The organism is Microbacterium resistens (assembly GCF_031456305.1).
GTDB lineage: Bacteria > Actinomycetota > Actinomycetes > Actinomycetales > Microbacteriaceae > Microbacterium > Microbacterium resistens_A.
Genome location: NZ_JAVDUM010000012.1, coordinates 58,708 through 75,477, shown reverse-complemented (window position 1 = coordinate 75,477; position 16,770 = coordinate 58,708). Strand labels below are relative to the sequence as shown.

Here is a 16,770-nt window from a genome sequence, read left to right as displayed (position 1 = left end):
GCGCTGTGCAGATATTCGCCGCGGGGGCAGGAAACAGCAGCGCGACGGCGGAGAACAGCAGCGCGACAGCGGAGAAGGGCAGCGCGGACCCCTCGCCGAGCTCAGTCCCGGACGGTCTGCAGTGCGGCCCAGAGCTCGGCGCGCGCGGGGAAGGAGGCGAGGTCCGTCCGCAGCAGCGCGGCGGCCTGCGCGATGCGCGAGCGCAGTGTGTGCCGATGGATGCCGAGCGCCTCGGCGGCGGGCTCCAGCCGCGCATCGTGCTCCAGCCAGACCCGCAGCGAGCGCTCGAGGTCGCCGTCCCCCTCGCCGTCGTGCCGCCGCAGCGGGGCGAGGCGGGACTCGGCGACCAGGCGGGCCTCGTCCGTGGCGAGGGCGCCGAGCACGCTCGACTCCGCGGCATCGGCGTATCGGATGACCCCGCGCGCCTCGGCCGCGCCGTCCGCGCCGCCGGCGCCGCGGCCGGCTCTGCCCCCGCGGCGGAGCGCGATGAGCGCCTGCGCATGCGCGCGGGAGAAGGCACTGTAGTCCTCCGGCTCCGAGACCCCGATCCGGACCCCGGTCTGCTCCGCCGCCTCGTCGAGGGCGCCGGTGTCCGCGGCGGGCAGGCAGATCACGAGCCCGTCCGGCGACTCCGCCAGGAAGACCGCGGCGCCCGCCTCCCTCCGCCGCTCCCACCACTCCGTCGCGGTGTTCTCGCGCTGCCCGACCGCGATCGCCACGACGACGGGGGCTGCGGGAAGGGATCCCAGGACGCGGCGGGCGAGAGAGGGCTCGTCGGCGCGGAGGGAGGCCAGGAGCTGGCTGTGCAGCCGACGCCTGCTCCGGGCGAGCTGGTCGCTCTGCTCCAGCGACAGGCCGGCCATGGCGATCACCGAGGTCACCACCGCCCTGCTCTCCGGGTCCAGTGCTCCCGCGGCGATCGCGATCACGCCGCGCAGGTGCCCGGTCCGGCCCAGGGTGAACAGCGTGTAGGGGCGGCCTGCGGCCTCGATCGCGCGGCTCGCCGACCCGCCGCGGGCGAGGAGGTCCACAGCCGCGGCGACGATGTCCCGGTCGCCGGGGCCGGGAAGCCCGTCCTCGGGATCGGCGGGGCCGCCATGCGCCGGCGCGCCAGCGGCGTCGTACATGCCGACCCAGCAGTCCAGCCGTCGGGCGAGCTCCGTGAGCGTCGACTCCAGGCCGCGGGGCCGGAGCGCCGCGATCGCGAGGGCCCGCTGCGTCTCCAGCGCCCAGGTGCGCCTGGCATAGGCCTGGGCGGCGATCGCCTCCGCGTGCGCGCGGGCGATCGCGATGAAGGGGGTGTCATAGGGCACCTCGAACAGGGCGATGCCCTGCGCCGCGCAGGCGGAGATCAGCTCGTCCGGGACACCGGCCCGATGCACGTCCGTTCCGAACCCGAGGGCAAGGACCCCGCGGGTCGCGAGGCGGGCGACGTAGGCGGAGACGAGCGCCGGGTCGTCCTCTGAGAACTGGGTCCCCGTGGTGAGGAGCACGAGGTCCTCGGCGAGGAAGGGCGTCGGGTCGGCGAGGTCGGAGCTGTGCACCCAGCGGACGGGCCGGTCGATGGTGTCCCCGGGGGCCGCGTCGGCGGGGACGAGACGGAGGCCGAGGTCGTCCCGGCCGAGGAGCGTGCGCAGCGTCGGTGCGGGATGGTCCACTGTGCTCCTCGTCCCTCAGGGTCCGTCGTGATGTCCGCCGCCAGGTCGCACAGTTCAAGCCTTGTACGGATCGGCGAAACATCTTCGATGATTGTACGGTCCGGCGAGTGCATCGTGGGCGCGGCGGCCGTAGCCTCGGCCTCATGACCCTCATCGACGATGTCTCCACCAAGCCGGCCGGCGGTCCCTCGCTCCCGCAGGAGCGACGCGTCGTGACCCCGCTGCCCGGACCCCGCTCCGCGGCGATCCTCGCCCGCAAGGCGGGAGCCGTCGCGGCCGGCGTCAGCCACAGCATCCCGGTCGCCGCGGTCGCCGCGGGCGGTGGAGTCGTCGTCGACGCCGACGGCAACTCGCTGATCGACCTGGGCTCCGGCATCGCCGTCACCTCCGTTGGAAACGCGCACCCGGCCGTGGTCGCCGCCGTCGCCGCCCAGGCCGCGCAGTTCACCCACACCTGCTTCATGATCTCGCCGTACGAGTCGTACATCGAGGTGGCCGAGGCGCTGAACCGCCTCACCCCCGGTTCCTTCGCCAAGAAGAGCGCCCTGTTCAACTCCGGCGCCGAGGCGGTGGAGAACGCGGTGAAGATCGCGCGCAAGCACACCGGACGGCAGGCCGTCGTCGCGTTCGACCACGGCTACCACGGCCGCACCAACCTGACGATGGCCCTCACGGCGAAGTCCATGCCCTACAAGAGCGGCTTCGGGCCGTTCGCCCCCGAGGTCTACCGCGTCCCCGGCTCGTACCCGTTCCGCGACGGCCTCACCGGCCCCGAGGCCGCGAAGCGCGCCATCACGCTCATCGAGAAGCAGATCGGCGCCGACAACCTCGCCGCCGTCATCATCGAGCCCATCCAGGGCGAGGGCGGGTTCATCGTCCCGGCCGACGGCTTCCTGACCACCGTCGTGGACTGGTGCCGTGCGCACGGCGTCGTCTTCATCGCCGACGAGGTGCAGACCGGCTTCGGACGCACGGGCGCGATGTTCGCGAGCGAGACCTTCGGGATCGAGCCGGACCTCGTCACCACCGCCAAGGGCATCGCCGCGGGGCTCCCGCTCGCCGCCGTCACCGGCCGTGTCGAGATCATGGACTCCGCCCACGCCGGCGGCCTCGGCGGCACGTACGGCGGGAACCCCGTGGCCTGCGCCGCCGCGCTCGCCGCGATCGACGCCTTCGAGAACGAGGGGCTGGTCGAGCGCGCCAGGGAGATCGGCGCGATCCTGACCTCCCGGCTCACCGCGCTGCAGGCGGCGGACCCCCGTATCGGGGACGTCCGCGGGCACGGTGCGATGATCGCCGCGGAGTTCGTCGATCCCGCCACCGGCGAGCCGGACGCCGCCCTCACGTCCGCTGTCGCCAAGGCCGCGATCGCCCAGGGCGTGATCGTGCTGACCTGCGGCACGTTCGGGAACGTCATCCGGTTCCTCCCGCCGCTCACGATCGGCGACGCCCTCCTCGGCGAGGGCCTGGACATCGTCGCCGCCGCGCTCGCGGCGGCCTGAGACCGCCGGCCGCGGCTCGGATCGGGGGATTCCGGGTCGCGGCCGGCTATGAACATCACATCCACAACGAAGGAGTTGCCATGACCATGCAGGAGCTCACCCGCGACGTGCTCGTCGTCGGAGCGGGGGCCGCAGGCCTCACCGCTGCGAACGAGCTGCGCAAGGCCGGTCTGTCCGTCGCCGTGCTCGAGGCGAGGGACCGTGTCGGCGGGCGCCTGTGGACCGACGTGATCGATGGCGCGATGCTCGAGATCGGCGGCCAGTGGGTCTCGCCGGACCAGGACGCGCTGATCGACACGGTCGCCGAGCTCGGTCTCGAGACGTACAGCCGCTACCGCGAGGGCGACAGCGTCTACGTCGGCCCGGACGGCGAGGCGAAGCGCTTCACGGGGGAGATGTTCCCCGTCTCGGCCGAGACCGAGCGGGCCATCGCCGAGATCACCGACCGCCTGGACGCGATGGTCGCCGAGATCGACCCGGACCGCCCGTGGGCGCACCCGAAGGCCGCCGAGTGGGACTCGGTCTCCTGGGACGCGTGGCTGCGCACGCAGACCGACGACGACGAGGCCGTCCGCAACCTCGCCTTCGCCACGGGCTCCGCGATGCTGACCAAGCCCACGCACGCGTTCTCGCTCCTGCAGTCCCTGCTCATGGCCGCCTCCGCCGGCTCCTACTCGCACCTCGTCGACGCCGACTTCATCCTCGACAAGCGCGTCGTCGGCGGCCTCCAGCAGGTCCCGCTGCTGCTCGCCGAGCGCCTGGGCGACGACGTGCTGCTGAACCAGCCGGTGCGCACGCTCGAGTGGGGCGAGAACGGCGTCACCGCGACGACCGACACGCTCACGGTGAGCGCGCGCTACGCGATCCTCGCCCACGCCCCGGTGCTCTACAACCGGATCTCCTTCGTCCCACCCCTCCCGCGACGTCAGCACCAGCTGCACCAGCACCTGTCGATGGGCTTCGTGATCAAGGTGCACGCGGTGTACGACCGTCCGTTCTGGCGCGAGCAGGGCCTCTCCGGCACCGCCTTCAGCCCGTACGAGCTGTCGCACGAGGCGTACGACAACACGAACCACGGTGACGAGCGCGGGACCCTGGTCGGCTTCGTCAGCGACCAGAACGCGGACGGCGTCTTCGAGCTCTCCGCCGAGGAGCGCAAGGCCCGGATCCTCGAGTCGCTGTCGCACTACTACGGTCCAGAGGCGAAGAACCCGGTGGTCTACTACGAGAGCGACTGGGGCAGCGAGGAGTGGACCCGCGGCGCGTACGCGGCGAGCTTCGACATGGGCGGTCTGCACCGCTACGGGGCGGACCTGCGCGAGCCGGTCGGACCGATCCACTTCGCGTGCAGCGACATGGCTGGCGCCGGCTACCAGCACGTCGACGGCGCGATCCGCATGGGCCGCCTCGCCGCCTCGAACATCGTGGCCTCGAGCCGCGACGGCGTCTGATGCCCGGGGCCATCGTCGTCGGGTACACGGCGACGGACACCGGCGCAGATGCCGTGGCTCTCGGCGCGCGCCTCGCCCGAAGCCTCGGCGCCGCTCTGCATCTCGTGATCGTGCTCCCGAACGAGGGGACCCGCAGTCCCATCGTCCCGCCGGAGCGCGCGTACGAGGACCACATCAAGGCGCAGGGGAAGAAGTGGCTGGCCGACGCGCTGGCCACGCTGCCGCAGGACCTCACCCGATCGGGCCATGTGCGCTTCGCCGAGTCGTTCGCCGAGGGACTGATCGCCGCAGGCGAGGAGTTCGGCGCCAGGCTCATCGTCGTCGGCGCGGCGGGCGGGGGGCTGTTCGGCCGTCACCGCCTCGGCAGCGTCGCGTCCGAGCTGCTGCACTCCTCGACCATCCCGGTCGCGCTGGCTCCGGCCGGTTCCTCGCAGTCCGACGATCACGTCCTGCCGCGGGTGACCGTCGCGGTCGGCAAGCGTCCAGGCGCCGAGGTGCTCCTCGATGAGGCCGCGTCGCTCGCCGCCGACAGCGGCACGGATCTGCGCCTCGTCTCGCTCGTGCCGTTCGACGTGCCGCCGGGTCTCGACACCGGGGCGATCCGCGTCGTCGGGGACGCGCACGCCGACGACGTCCTGACGGAGGCCACCGCACTGCTGCCCGAGGGGCGCACGGCAGTGGTCGAAGAGGCTCAGGGCGACAGCGTCGAGGACGCGGTCGCCGGCCTGTCGTGGCTGCCCGGCGAAGTCGTCCTCGTCGGGTCCTCCCGGCTCGCGCAGCCGCGTCGGCTGTTCCTGGGCTCCACCGCGGCGAAGATGCTGCACGAGCTGCCCGTTCCCATGATCGTCGTCCCGCGCACCCGCGCCGAAGCAGGAGACCGCTGATGAGCAGCACCGAACGGGCAACGGAGCCCGAAGCCGTCACCACCGGCATCTCCCGCAAGGGCCTCAGCGTCGGGACCGTCGGTGTGCTGGGCGCCCTGGTGATGGGCATCTCGTGCATCGCCCCGGCGTACACGTTCACCGCCGGCATCGGCGGCGCGGTGGGCGCCGTCGGCTTCCAGGTGCCGGCGATCCTGCTGCTCGGGTTCATCCCGATGCTGCTTGTCGCCTTCGGATATCGCGAGCTCAACAAGGCCATGCCCGACTCCGGCACCAGCTTCACCTGGGCGACGAGGGCCTTCGGCCCGTACGTGGGATGGATGGCCGGGTGGGGCCTGATCGTGGCGACGATCCTGGTGCTGTCCAACCTCGCAGGCATCGCGGTCGACTTCCTGTTCCTGCTGATCTCGCAGATCACCGGCAACGAGGCCATCGCCGAGATCACCCGCAACCCGTTCGTGAACGTGGCCGTGTGCCTGGCCTTCGTCGCGCTCGCCGCCTGGGTGTCCTTCCGTGACGTCTCGACCTCGCAGAAGCTGCAGTACGGCCTCGTGGCGTTCCAGATCGTGATCCTCGTGCTGTTCGCCGTGATGGCGATCATCCAGAGCGTCCAGGGCGGTGCCTTCGAGCCGCACATGCCCGAGTTCTCGTGGTTCAATCCCTTTGCGATCGAGGGCGGTCTGTCCGTGATCGTGATGGGGCTCTCGGCCTCGGTCTTCATGTTCTGGGGCTGGGACGTCACCCTCACCATGAACGAGGAGGCCAAGGACCCCGAGCGCACACCAGGGCGCGCGGCCATGCTCACGGTGCTGTCCATCATCGCGATCTACCTCCTGCTCACGGTCAGCAGCCTGATGTACTCCGGCATCGGCGACGAAGGTCTCGGGCTCCTGAACGAGGACATCGGCGGCAACGTGTTCTTCGCCCTGTCCGGTCCGGTGATGGGGGGCCTTGCCTTCCTGCTCTCGCTGGCGGTGCTCACCTCGTCGGCGTCCTCGCTGCAGTCGACGTTCATCTCTCCGGCCAGGACCCTGTTGGCGATGGGGCACTACGGGGCGATCCCCCGGCGGTTCGCCGGCATCAGCCCGCGGTTCTTCACGCCGGGGTTCGCGACGATCGCCTCCGCGGTGGTCGCCGGCGGGTTCTACGCCGTGATGCGCTTCCTCAGCGAGGACGCGCTGTGGGACACGATCCTCGCGCTGGGCATGATGATCTGCTTCTACTACGGGATCACCGCGCTGTCGTGCGTCTGGTACTTCCGTCACCAGTGGTTCGACTCGGGCAAGGACTTCTTCTTCAAGCTCGCGAGCCCCCTGGTCGGCGGGATCATCCTGCTGGTGCTCTTCGTGATCACCGCGATCGACAGCCTCGCGCCCGACTTCGGATCGATCGCCATCGGCGCCGATGCGAACGGCGAGGGCGGCATCGGCATCGTGTTCTTCATCGGCGTCGGGCTGCTCGTCCTCGGTGCAGTGCTGATGCTCGTGCAGAGACTGGTCAATCCCGACTTCTTCCGCGGCAAGACGCTGAGCATGGACGCCCCGCCCAGCAACCGCCGCCGCTGACACCGACGCCCCCAGGCCCCGTCGCCCCCAGGCACACACAGAAAGAGACCCCCATGAGCACCCAGACCGAGCAGGCGCTGCTCGACAGCATCCCCACCGGCCTCTACATCGGTGGCGAGTGGATCGATGGCGAGAACGGCGCCACCTTCGACGTGCAGGATCCGTCGACGGGGAAGGTCATCCGCACGATCGCGGATGCGACGCCCGCCGACGGCCTCCGCGCACTGGACGCCGCGGCCGCGGCGCAGGACGCCTGGGCCGCCACCCCGCCGCGCACCCGCAGCGACATCCTGCGCCGCGCGTTCGACCTCGTGCAGGCGCACAAGGAGGACCTGGCGCTGCTCATGACGCTGGAGATGGGCAAGCCCATCGCCGAGGCGCGGGGCGAGGTCGTCTACGGCGGCGAGTTCCTGCGCTGGTTCAGCGAGGAGGCGGTGCGGATCTCCGGCCGCTATGGGCTGAACCCGGAGGGCACAGGCCGCATGGTGGTCTCCCAGCGGCCGGTCGGCCCGTCGTTCTTCATCACGCCGTGGAACTTCCCGTTCGCGATGGCGACCCGCAAGATCGCCCCGGCGCTCGCCGCCGGCTGCACGGTCGTGATCAAGCCCCCGGCGCTCACGCCGCTCACCACGATGTTCTTCGCCTCCCTGCTGGAGGAGGCGGGGCTTCCCGCCGGCGTCGTGAATGTCGTGCAGACCTCGCGATCGGGAGCCCTGTCCGGACCGATCATCGCCGACCCGCGGCTGCGCAAGCTGTCCTTCACGGGCTCCACCGAGGTGGGCCGCCGCCTGATCGCGCAGGCCGCGGAGGGCGTGCTGCGCGTGTCGATGGAGCTCGGCGGCAACGCCCCGTTCGTGGTCTTCGAGGACGCCGACCTGGACAAGGCCGTCGACGGCGCGATGGCGGCGAAGTTCCGCAACATCGGCCAGGCCTGCACGGCCGCCAACCGGTTCATCGTGCACCAGGACGTCGCTGAGGAGTTCGCGCGCCGCGTCTCCGACCGCGTCACCGCGATGAAGGTCGGCCGCGGCACGGAGGAGGGCGTGTCGATCGGCCCGCTCATCGACTCCGACGCCGTGGCCAAGGCCGGCGAGCTCGTGGGCGACGCCGTCGACCGCGGCGCGCGGCTGCTCGCCGGCGGCAAGGCGCTGGAGGGCACGGGGACGTTCTACGAGCCGACCGTCCTCACCGACGTCGTCGCAGGCAGCGCCATCCTCCGTGAGGAGATCTTCGGCCCGGTGCTCGCGATCGCCACCTTCAGCGACGAGGCGGAAGCCGTGCGGATGGCCAATGACACCGAGTACGGCCTGGTCTCCTACGTGTTCACCGAGGACCTGGCCCGCGGGCACCGGATGATCGACGCGCTCGAGACGGGCATGATGGGCCTGAACGTCGGCGTCGTCTCGAACGCCGCCGCCCCGTTCGGCGGCGTCAAGCAGTCCGGTGTCGGCCGCGAGGGCGGCTTCGAGGGGATCCACGAGTTCCTCTCCACCAAGTACACGCTGATCCCCGCCGACTGATCGCTCCCCGGGGCACCCGGGACGAGACCGACAACCAGAAAGGACTCCGACATGACCGAGTACGCCGTCGTCAATCCGGCCACGGGCGAGACCCTGGCCACCTACGACACCTTCACCGATGCGCAGATCGATGACGCGGTCGCCCGCGCCCACGCCGCCGCCGACGTCTGGGGGCGGACGCCCGTCGCCGAGCGCGCCGCCGCGCTCCGCCGCGTCGCCGAGCTGCACCGCGAGCGCCGCGACGAGTTCGCCGCGATCATGGTGCGCGAGATGGGCAAGCCGCTCGCCGCGGCCCTGGGCGAGGTCGACTTCGCCGCGGACATCGTGGAGTTCTACGCCGACAACGCCGAGCGGATCAACGCCGACCAGCCGCTGTCGATCCTGGGGGAGGGGACGGCGGTCATCCGCCGCGCCCCGCTCGGGGCGCTCCTGGGCATCATGCCCTGGAACTTCCCGGCCTATCAGGTGGCGCGCTTCTCGGCGCCGAACCTGATCCTGGGCAACACGATCATCCTCAAGCACGCGCCGCAGTGCCCCGAGTCCGCGGCGCTGCTGGAGGAGATCCACCGTGACGCGGGCCTCCCCGACGGCGCCTACGTCAACGTCTACGCCACCAACGAGCAGTCTGCGACGATCATCGCCGACACCCGCGTGCAGGGCGTCTCGGTGACGGGCTCGGAGCGTGCGGGCGCGGCGGTCGCCGAGATCGCCGGCCGCAACCTCAAGAAGGTCGCGCTGGAGCTCGGCGGCTCCGACCCGTTCATCCTGCTCTCGACCGACGACCTGGACGCGGCGGTGCAGTCGGCGGCCGACGCGCGCCTGGACAACAACGGACAGTCCTGCAACGGCGCCAAGCGCTTCATCATCGTGGACGGCTTGTACGACGCCTTCGTGGAGAAGTTCGTGGCCGCGTTCGCCGCCGTCACCGCGAGCGACCCGACGAAGGACGACACGATCCTGGGCCCGCTGGCCTCGGTCGCGGCGGCCGAGCGGCTGCAGGAGCAGGTCGACGACGCCGTGGCGCAGGGGGCGACGCTGCTGACGGGCGGCACCCGCGACGGGGCGTTCTTCGCGCCGACGATCCTCGCCGACGTCACCCGGGACATGGACGTGTACCGGGAGGAGCTGTTCGGCCCGGCCGCGGTCGTCTACCGCGTGGCGGACGAGGACGCGGCCGTCGCCCTCGCGAACGACACCCCGTTCGGCCTCGGCTCCTACGTCTTCACCACCGACGAGGCGCAGGCCGAGCGAGTGGCCGACCGGATCGACGCCGGCATGGTCTACATCAACGTCGTGCTCGCCGACAGCCCGGAGCTGCCCTTCGGCGGCGTGAAGCGCAGCGGCACCTCGCGCGAGATGGGCCTGCTCGCGGCCGACGAGTTCGTGAACAAGAAGCTCATCCGCGTGGCCTGACCCCTCCGGCTCGGCCCGCCGGGCCCGGCCCATCCCGCGAGACTGCAACTGCGTCTCGAGACTGCAGAGAAATCGCGCAGTCTCGAGACGCAGTTGCTGTTTCGTGGGGGAGGGGGATCGGCGCCGGGCGCTCCGGCCGGGAGTAGCCTCGTGATGTCCGGTCCCTTCACGAGAGGTTGCCATGGCCACCGTCGCCGAGAACATCGTCCAGTCCCTCCGTGCGAACGGGGTGGAGCGCGTCTACGGGATCCCCGGAGACTCGCTCAACGGCTTCACCGACGCCCTCCGCAAGGACGGCGCGATCCGCTGGGTGCATGTGCGGCACGAGGAGTCCGCGGCGTTCGCGGCGGCCGCCGAGGCGGCGCTCACCGGGGAGCTCGCCGTCGTCGCCGGCTCCTGCGGTCCGGGCAACCTCCATCTGATCAACGGCCTCTACGACGCCAACCGCTCCCGGGTCCCGGTGCTCGCGATCGCCGCGCACATCCCCACGAGCGAGATCGGCACGACCTACTTCCAGGAGACGCATCCGCAGGAGCTGTTCCGGGAGTCCAGCGTCTACGTCGAGTACGTCTCGGACCCGGCGCAGATGCCCCGGCTGCTGGAGATCGCGATGCGCGCGGCCATCGAGCAGCGCGGGGTCGCGGTGCTGGTGATCCCGGGCGACATCGCGCTCGCCGAGGTCGGGGAGGACCGTGCGACCGTGATCGAGCGGGCCCGGCCCGTCGTCGTCCCGAGCGGGGAGGAGCTCGAGCGGGCGGCGACCCTGCTCAACACCGCCGAGCGCGTGACGATCCTCGCCGGGGCAGGTGCCCAGGGCGCCCACGACGACCTGATCGCGCTGGCCGACCGGCTCGCGGCGCCGATCGTGCACGCCCTGCGGGGCAAGGAGTTCGTGGAGTACGACAACCCCTTCGACGTCGGGATGACGGGACTGCTCGGCTTCGCCTCCGGATATCGGGCGATGGAGGGGGCGGACGCCCTACTGGTCCTCGGATCCGACTTCCCGTATCCGCAGTTCTACCCCGCTTCGGCGACCACGATCCAGGTCGACATCCGGGGATCGCAGCTCGGTCGTCGCCATCCCCTCGACCTCGGGCTGGTGGGGGATGTGGGCGCGACGGCCGCAGCGCTCCTGCCGCGGCTGCGCGGCGGCCGCTCCCGCACGCACCTCGAGGACGCGACGGCGCACTACCGCAAGACCAGGGCCAGGCTCGATGAGCTCGCCGTGCCGTCGCGGGGTGCGGCGCCTATCCATCCCCAGTACCTCGCGCGCCTGGTGGACGAGGCGGCCGCCGATGACGCGGTCTTCACCGCGGACGTCGGATCCCCGACCGTCTGGGCGGCGCGGTACCTGACGATGAACGGCCGGCGACGGCTCATCGGATCGTTCAACCACGGCTCCATGGCCAACGCGCTGCTGCACGGCATCGGCGCACAGGCGAGCGAGCCGGAGCGGCAGGTCGTCGCGCTCGCGGGGGACGGCGGCCTCACGATGATGCTGGGCGAGCTGATCACGCTCACCCAGAACCGGCTCCCGGTGAAGACGATCGTCGTGAACAACTCCTCGCTCAACTTCGTGGAGCTGGAGATGAAGGCCGCGGGGTTCGTGAACTACGGCACGGGACTGGAGAACCCGGACTTCGCGGCGGTCGCGCAGGCCATGGGGATCTTCGCCCGGCGGGTGGAGCGCTCCGACGAGCTCCCCGACGCGCTGCGCGAGGTCCTCGCGCACGACGGTCCGGCGCTCCTGGACGTCGTGACCGAGCGGCAGGAGCTCTCGATGCCGCCGACCGTGACCGCCGAGCAGGTGAAGGGCTTCGCGCTCTACGCGATCCGCACCGTCCTGTCCGGTCGCGGCGACGAGCTGCTGGACCTCGCGCGGGCGAACTGGCGTCAGCTGTTCTGACCCGCCCGCCCGCCCGGCTCAACTGACGTCCGCTCCGGCCCCCGCCGCCGGTTCACATGGCGGGAGTCTCCCCGCCCGGCGGGCCGGAGGCGGCCTTCTCGGCCGCCATGCGGGGGATCTCCCGCCATGTGAACCGGTGAACCGGTGAACCGGTGAGAGACGCGGGCGGATCAGTCCTCGGCGATCGCGCGGGCGGCGGCGGCCTCGGCGGTCCGCCCCTGGCGCTCCAGGACGTCGCCGAGCTCCAGCGCCGCGATCTGTCGCAGCGGCGGGATCTCGGTCGCGTTCTCGAGCACCGCGCGGTACGCCGCGACCGCGTCGTCGTCCCGTCCGCTGCCGGCGAGGGAGCGGGCCGCGAGCAGGGCGGCGCTGCCGGCCGATTGCGCGTCGCCCGCCGCCGCGTAGCCGTCGGAGGCGGTGAGGGCCGCGGCGACGGCCTCGTCCACCCGGTCCATCGCCGCGTACGCCCGTGCCCGCGAGTCGGCCACGTCGGCGATCAGCCAGGCCGCCTCGTTCTCCGTCGCGAGGCGCTCGACCTCGTCGAACAGCGGGAACGCCCGTTCGTCCTGCTTCGCGCCGTAGGCCTGTCCGAGGTTGTGCAGCACCTCGATCATCGCGCCGAGCGCGTCCGGTGCCGTGCGCACGATCTCCGCAGCGGCCTCGAGCGTCTCGACCGCGTCGTCCTGCTCGCCGAACTGACCGAGCAGACGCGCCTGCTCGAGCATCGACATGGACTGATCGGCCGGGTCCTCGGCCTCGCCGAAGAGCTCGGCGGCGTAGCCGAAGGCGCCGTAGGCCTGCCCGTACTCCTCCGAGGCGCGCAGGGCGCGGGCGAGCATCGACACCGTCATCGCGCGGGTCTCGGCGGAGGCCTCGGCCGCCTCCTCCAGCTTCAGGACGTCGCCGAAGACCTCGGCGGCCTCCGCCGCGGCGTCGGCGGCGAGCAGGACCCGGCCCACGCGGTACTTGGCTCCCGCCAGGTCGCCGCCCTCCTGCTCGGCCAGGCGCGCGGTCACGCGATAGCGGGTGAGGGCCTGCTCGGGTTCACCGGCTTCCTCCCACAGCGCGCCCGCCAGCAGATGGGTTCTGGCGAGCGAGCGCCGCCCGCCGAGCTCGGCGAGGATTCGGCAGGCCTCGTCCGCCTCCGCCGCCCCCTCGGCGAACTCGTCGCGGACGCCGTGCACGCGCGCCCGGATCTCCAGCGCCCGTGCCCGGACGCCGGCGCCCGCCTCCGGGTCGGCGAGGAGCCGTTCCGTCTGCACGAGCACGGCCTCGTCGTCGTCCTTGCCCAGCAGCGCGCCGATGGCCGCGAACACCGCGCCGTAGCTCATCCTCCGGTCCCCGGCGTCCTCGAAGTGGCGCGCGGCGTGCTCGGCGAGGTCCAGGGCCGCGTCCGGATCGTCGTCGATCCAATGGCTCGCGAGCGTCAGGGCCAGGTCGCCCCGCACGACGGGCGTCGCGCCTGCGGATCCGGCGTACGCCTCGGCCAGCGCCTCCAGGTCGTCATCGTCGGCACCGCCGAACATCGCCAGGCCGAAGCGCTCCTCCAGGGCCGCCTGCTCATCGTGCCCGGCCGCGCGAAGCGTGCGCAGGCGGTCCGGCAGGAGGGCCGTCGCCTCGTCCACGCGATCGAGGTTCACGAGGGCGGCCAGACGCTGCCCGGTGAGGATCGCTCGCCGCTGCGGGTCGACGGCGTCGATCGCGTGCGGCATCGCCTCCATGGTCTCGGGGGCGGTGCCGAAGCCCGCGAGGTCGACGATCCGCCGGTACCAGCCGTCCACATCCGTCGGCGCCATGTCGGGGGCCGGCGCCGGGAGCACGTCGGTCCGGATCGGGACGTCGAACCGCTCCTCGGCCAGGGCGCGGGCGTCCTTCAGCCGCCGGGCGTGGCTGTCCGAGCCGTCACGGACGTCGAAGCTGCGACCGATCCGCTCGGCTGCGGCCCAGGCGGCGGTCGCGAGCTCCGCGGCCGTCCACGCGCCCTCGTGCTCGCCGAAGAACGGGACGAGCTCGGGGGCGTCGGCGCCGCGCACCGGAGTCCCGCCATGCCCGACCGCCGCCACCCGGTCCAGGGTCGTGCCGATCGCGGCGAGCATCGAGAAGTGCGCCTGCACGTTCAGCCGATCGTGGGCGAGCCAGCCGATATGGCGCTCGACCAGGCTGAGAGCCCTCGCCTCGTTGCCGGTGATCGCGCAGAAGACGATGCTCCGGGCGATCGTCCCCAGCATGTCCGGGTTGTCCTTGGAGAGGCGGTAGCTGCGCAGGTGCGCGGACTTCGCCTCCTCGCCCCGCCCCTGGTGCAGGTAGGGGACGAGCGAGACCGAGAGGGCGTGCTCCGGCTCCTCGCCGCAGGAGAAGCCGCCCTCGATCATCTCCTCGACGAGGCGGATCGTGTCGGTCTCGCGGCCGGTCTCGGCGAAGAACCCGGCGATCTGGCTGCGTCCGCAGGCGTCGCAGTGGCTGTGCGAGTCGCGCGGCGTGGCCTCGATCCGCACGCGCAGCTCCTCCGCCTCGTCCAGACGGCCGGCGGCATGCGCATCCTCGAACCGCGCCATCAGCACGCCGCTCATGCCGAGCCCCGCCGTGCGGTAGTGCGTCTCCATGTCGTCGAGCACCGCGGCGATCTGCTCCGGCGCGAAGGCGGGGGAGGAGCGCAGCGACGACGCCATCCACTTGAACTGCCAGAGGAGGTCGGCGGCGCCGTTCTCGATGTCGGCGGGGAAGCGGGAGGGGTCGGCGTCATGGCGGGCGAGGCACCAGGCGAAGGAGTTCAGCATCAGATCCGTGAGCCCGCCCATGTTGGCCGACGCGGTCTGGCGCATCCGCGCCTGGTACTCCAGCTGGTCGTCGCCGATCTCGGTGGCGAGGGCGACGGCCTCGGCGACGAGGTTCTGCTCGTGCAGCCCCCAGGGGGTGCGGTCGATCTCCTCGATCAGCTGGGCGAAGCGCTTCTTCGGACGGGCCATGGGGGTCTCCCTGATCTGGTGACGGGTCGAGACAGGCGGTGACGGGACGGACGAGCGGTGACGGGCGGGACGAGGGTCAGTCGGCGGGCAACGGGGGCAGCGGATCGGCGGGGAGCCCCGCGGACAGCGCGACGAGGTCGGCGAGGGCGCCGGTCATCAGTGCCCGGTCGGCGTCGCCGAGCGGGCGGTGCCCGGCCAGCAGCGCCTGGATGTAGAGCAGCTGGACGGTGCGTGCGAAAACGGCCTCGTCGGTGACGTCGCGGAGGGCGCGGACCACCCGGTTGGACCAGTTGAGGCAGAGCCGCGCGGCGTGGTCCTCGTGTTCGCGTCCGTCGTCGTCGACGCCGTCGATGCGGTCCAGGACGCCGCTCCACAGCGCGCCGGTGATGCCCTTGGTCCTCGTGCGGTCGATCCGGCGGAGCACCGCGGGATCCGCGACGTAGAGCGCCGGGAGCTCCGGCTGGTCGATGGTGCGCACGACCGCCGCGCAGCCGATCGTCCGGAGGACGGCGCCTGCGCGCTCCTCCAGCCGGATCGCGGCGTCGCGGTCGTCCAGGGGCGGAGGGTCGAGCCGGTCGAGCTCGCCCACGACGTCGACCTTCTCGACCGTGACATCGGGGTAGAGGTCGGGCAGCCGGCGGATCAGGTCGGCGTCGTACAGGTATCCGCCGTTGACGAGGATCCGGTCGGGGTGCCCGATGCCGGCGACCTGCCGGAACTCGTCGATGCTCTCGGCGTAGCGGATGTGCGGGAACCGCTCCACGAGGTCGCCCACGCTCATCGTCCCGCGCGTGGTCTCGACCGTCAGCCAGCGGGTGATGAAGCGGGAGAGCTCCTCATCGTGCCGGATGAGGGACTTCAGCCCCACCTCGTGCACGGCGACGAACTGCGCGAGCCGGTGCGGCTCGCGCAGGCCCAGCTCCAGCACCCAGCGGCGGATCCCCGCGCCGAGCTGCTCGCGGACGAGCTCCAGCGCCGCGTCCTCCACGAGGGACTCGCGACTGGCGGTCGGGGAGAGGGCGGTGGAGTCCACGACCGCACGGACGAAGAACGCCCAGTCGGGCAGGACGTCGTCCGCCCGTTCGGAGAGGAGCATCCGGCCGAGGTACACCCGCGTGGCCTGTCGCGCGCCGGGCGCCGGGGCGAAGGGGAGGACGTACGCCACGCCCCGGGTGCCGGTCGCGGGCTCGGACAGCTCGATCATGTCCAGGGGCGCCGCGCCCAGCAGGTCGCGGCCGTAGCGCAGGGCAGCCTCGGGGTCCTCCTTCGGCGAGAGGAAGGGCGCCGGGCGGGTGAGCGCCGCCGGCGTCCCCTGCTCGACGTCCAGGCGCACGTCCACCGGGAGGAACTCCCCGAAGGTCCGCGCGAGCTCGCGCACCGCATCGGCGCGCAGCAGATCGTCCTGGTCGAAGCGGGGCGTGAGGTGGACGCTCGTCCCGATCGGGAGGTCCTCGTCGAGCTCGCGGACCCGGAACGTGCCGGCCGCGGAGCCGATCCACTCCACCGGCGCGCCTCCGCGGGCGCTGCGGGAGCGGATGACGATCTCGTCGGCGACCATGAAGCAGGAGAGCAGGCCGATCCCGAACTGGCCGAGGTAGTCGCTGCGGGGGAGGTCGAAGATGTCCCGCTTGGAGCTGCGGCCGACCGTCGCCAGCAGGTCGGCGACCTCGGCGGCGGTGAGCCCCACGCCGTCGTCGGTGAGCACGAACTCCCCGCCCGGCTCTCCGAGGGGACGGATGCGGATGCGCCCGCCGCCGCCGTCGACCTCGGCGCGGGCGGCGATGGCGTCCCTGGCGTTCTGCAGGAGCTCGCGCAGATAGACGCGGGGACTCGAGTAGATGTGCCGGCTGAGGAGGTCGACGACGCCTCGCAGGTCGACCTGGAACTGCTGCTCCTCCGCGCTCACCG

At 72.1% G+C, this 16,770-nt stretch carries 10 protein-coding genes; 7 read left to right on the top strand and 3 right to left on the bottom strand.

The annotated features are described in order from the left end of the window. Nucleotides 1–101 precede the first annotated feature (101 nt). On the bottom strand, nt 102–1,658 hold the full coding sequence (locus J2Y69_RS13475; protein WP_310021595.1) for a PucR family transcriptional regulator: 1,557 nt from the start codon (nt 1,656–1,658) through the stop codon (nt 102–104). Between the two features lie 143 nt (nt 1,659–1,801). Here J2Y69_RS13475 and gabT point away from each other — a divergent pair, with 143 nt between their 5' ends. From gabT to poxB, 7 genes are all read left to right on the top strand, one after another. Next, the gene (gene gabT, locus J2Y69_RS13470) at nt 1,802–3,160 is read left to right on the top strand and encodes a 4-aminobutyrate--2-oxoglutarate transaminase (protein ID WP_310021593.1); all 1,359 of its coding nucleotides are present in this window, start codon (nt 1,802–1,804) and stop codon (nt 3,158–3,160) included. A gap of 86 nt (nt 3,161–3,246) precedes the next feature. Beyond that, nucleotides 3,247–4,611 (top strand): flavin monoamine oxidase family protein, encoded by a 1,365-nt coding sequence (locus tag J2Y69_RS13465; protein ID WP_310021750.1) that lies wholly within the window; start codon nt 3,247–3,249, stop codon nt 4,609–4,611. Then, nucleotides 4,611–5,495, top strand: a complete 885-nt coding sequence (locus J2Y69_RS13460) for a universal stress protein (RefSeq protein WP_310021590.1) — start codon at nt 4,611–4,613, stop codon at nt 5,493–5,495. The genes J2Y69_RS13465 and J2Y69_RS13460 overlap by 1 nt, the downstream gene beginning before the upstream one ends. Further along, nucleotides 5,495–7,057 carry an APC family permease gene (locus J2Y69_RS13455; RefSeq protein ID WP_310021588.1) on the top strand — a complete coding sequence of 521 codons (1,563 nt, stop codon included), beginning with the start codon at nt 5,495–5,497 and terminating at the stop codon, nt 7,055–7,057. The genes J2Y69_RS13460 and J2Y69_RS13455 overlap by 1 nt, the downstream gene beginning before the upstream one ends. A 53-nt stretch (nt 7,058–7,110) precedes the next feature. Continuing rightward, nucleotides 7,111–8,577: an NAD-dependent succinate-semialdehyde dehydrogenase gene (locus J2Y69_RS13450; RefSeq protein WP_310021586.1), complete on the top strand. Its 1,467-nt coding sequence runs from the start codon at nt 7,111–7,113 to the stop codon at nt 8,575–8,577. Between the two features lie 51 nt (nt 8,578–8,628). Next, nucleotides 8,629–9,990, top strand: a complete 1,362-nt coding sequence (locus J2Y69_RS13445; RefSeq protein WP_310021584.1) for an NAD-dependent succinate-semialdehyde dehydrogenase — start codon at nt 8,629–8,631, stop codon at nt 9,988–9,990. A gap of 181 nt (nt 9,991–10,171) precedes the next feature. Beyond that, the gene (gene poxB, locus J2Y69_RS13440; RefSeq protein ID WP_310021581.1) at nt 10,172–11,896 is read left to right on the top strand and encodes a ubiquinone-dependent pyruvate dehydrogenase; all 1,725 of its coding nucleotides are present in this window, start codon (nt 10,172–10,174) and stop codon (nt 11,894–11,896) included. 170 nt (nt 11,897–12,066) lie between these two features. Here poxB and J2Y69_RS13435 read toward each other — a convergent pair whose 3' ends face one another. Next, the gene (locus J2Y69_RS13435; RefSeq protein ID WP_310021579.1) at nt 12,067–14,862 is read right to left on the bottom strand and encodes a hypothetical protein; all 2,796 of its coding nucleotides are present in this window, start codon (nt 14,860–14,862) and stop codon (nt 12,067–12,069) included. A gap of 76 nt (nt 14,863–14,938) precedes the next feature. Then, nucleotides 14,939–16,768, bottom strand: coding sequence for an HSP90 family protein (locus J2Y69_RS13430; protein WP_310021577.1), 1,830 nt, complete (start codon nt 16,766–16,768; stop codon nt 14,939–14,941). Nucleotides 16,769–16,770: the final 2 nt, after the last annotated feature.

Coding starts and splice junctions, on each gene's coding strand:
- gabT (WP_310021593.1), top strand. CDS start 1,802: ATGACCCTCATCGACGATGTCTCCACCAAGCCGGCCGGCGGTCCCTCG.
- J2Y69_RS13465 (WP_310021750.1), top strand. CDS start 3,247: ATGCAGGAGCTCACCCGCGACGTGCTCGTCGTCGGAGCGGGGGCCGCA.
- J2Y69_RS13460 (WP_310021590.1), top strand. CDS start 4,611: ATGCCCGGGGCCATCGTCGTCGGGTACACGGCGACGGACACCGGCGCA.
- J2Y69_RS13455 (WP_310021588.1), top strand. CDS start 5,495: ATGAGCAGCACCGAACGGGCAACGGAGCCCGAAGCCGTCACCACCGGC.
- J2Y69_RS13450 (WP_310021586.1), top strand. CDS start 7,111: ATGAGCACCCAGACCGAGCAGGCGCTGCTCGACAGCATCCCCACCGGC.
- J2Y69_RS13445 (WP_310021584.1), top strand. CDS start 8,629: ATGACCGAGTACGCCGTCGTCAATCCGGCCACGGGCGAGACCCTGGCC.
- poxB (WP_310021581.1), top strand. CDS start 10,172: ATGGCCACCGTCGCCGAGAACATCGTCCAGTCCCTCCGTGCGAACGGG.
- J2Y69_RS13435 (WP_310021579.1), bottom strand. CDS start 14,862: ATGGCCCGTCCGAAGAAGCGCTTCGCCCAGCTGATCGAGGAGATCGAC.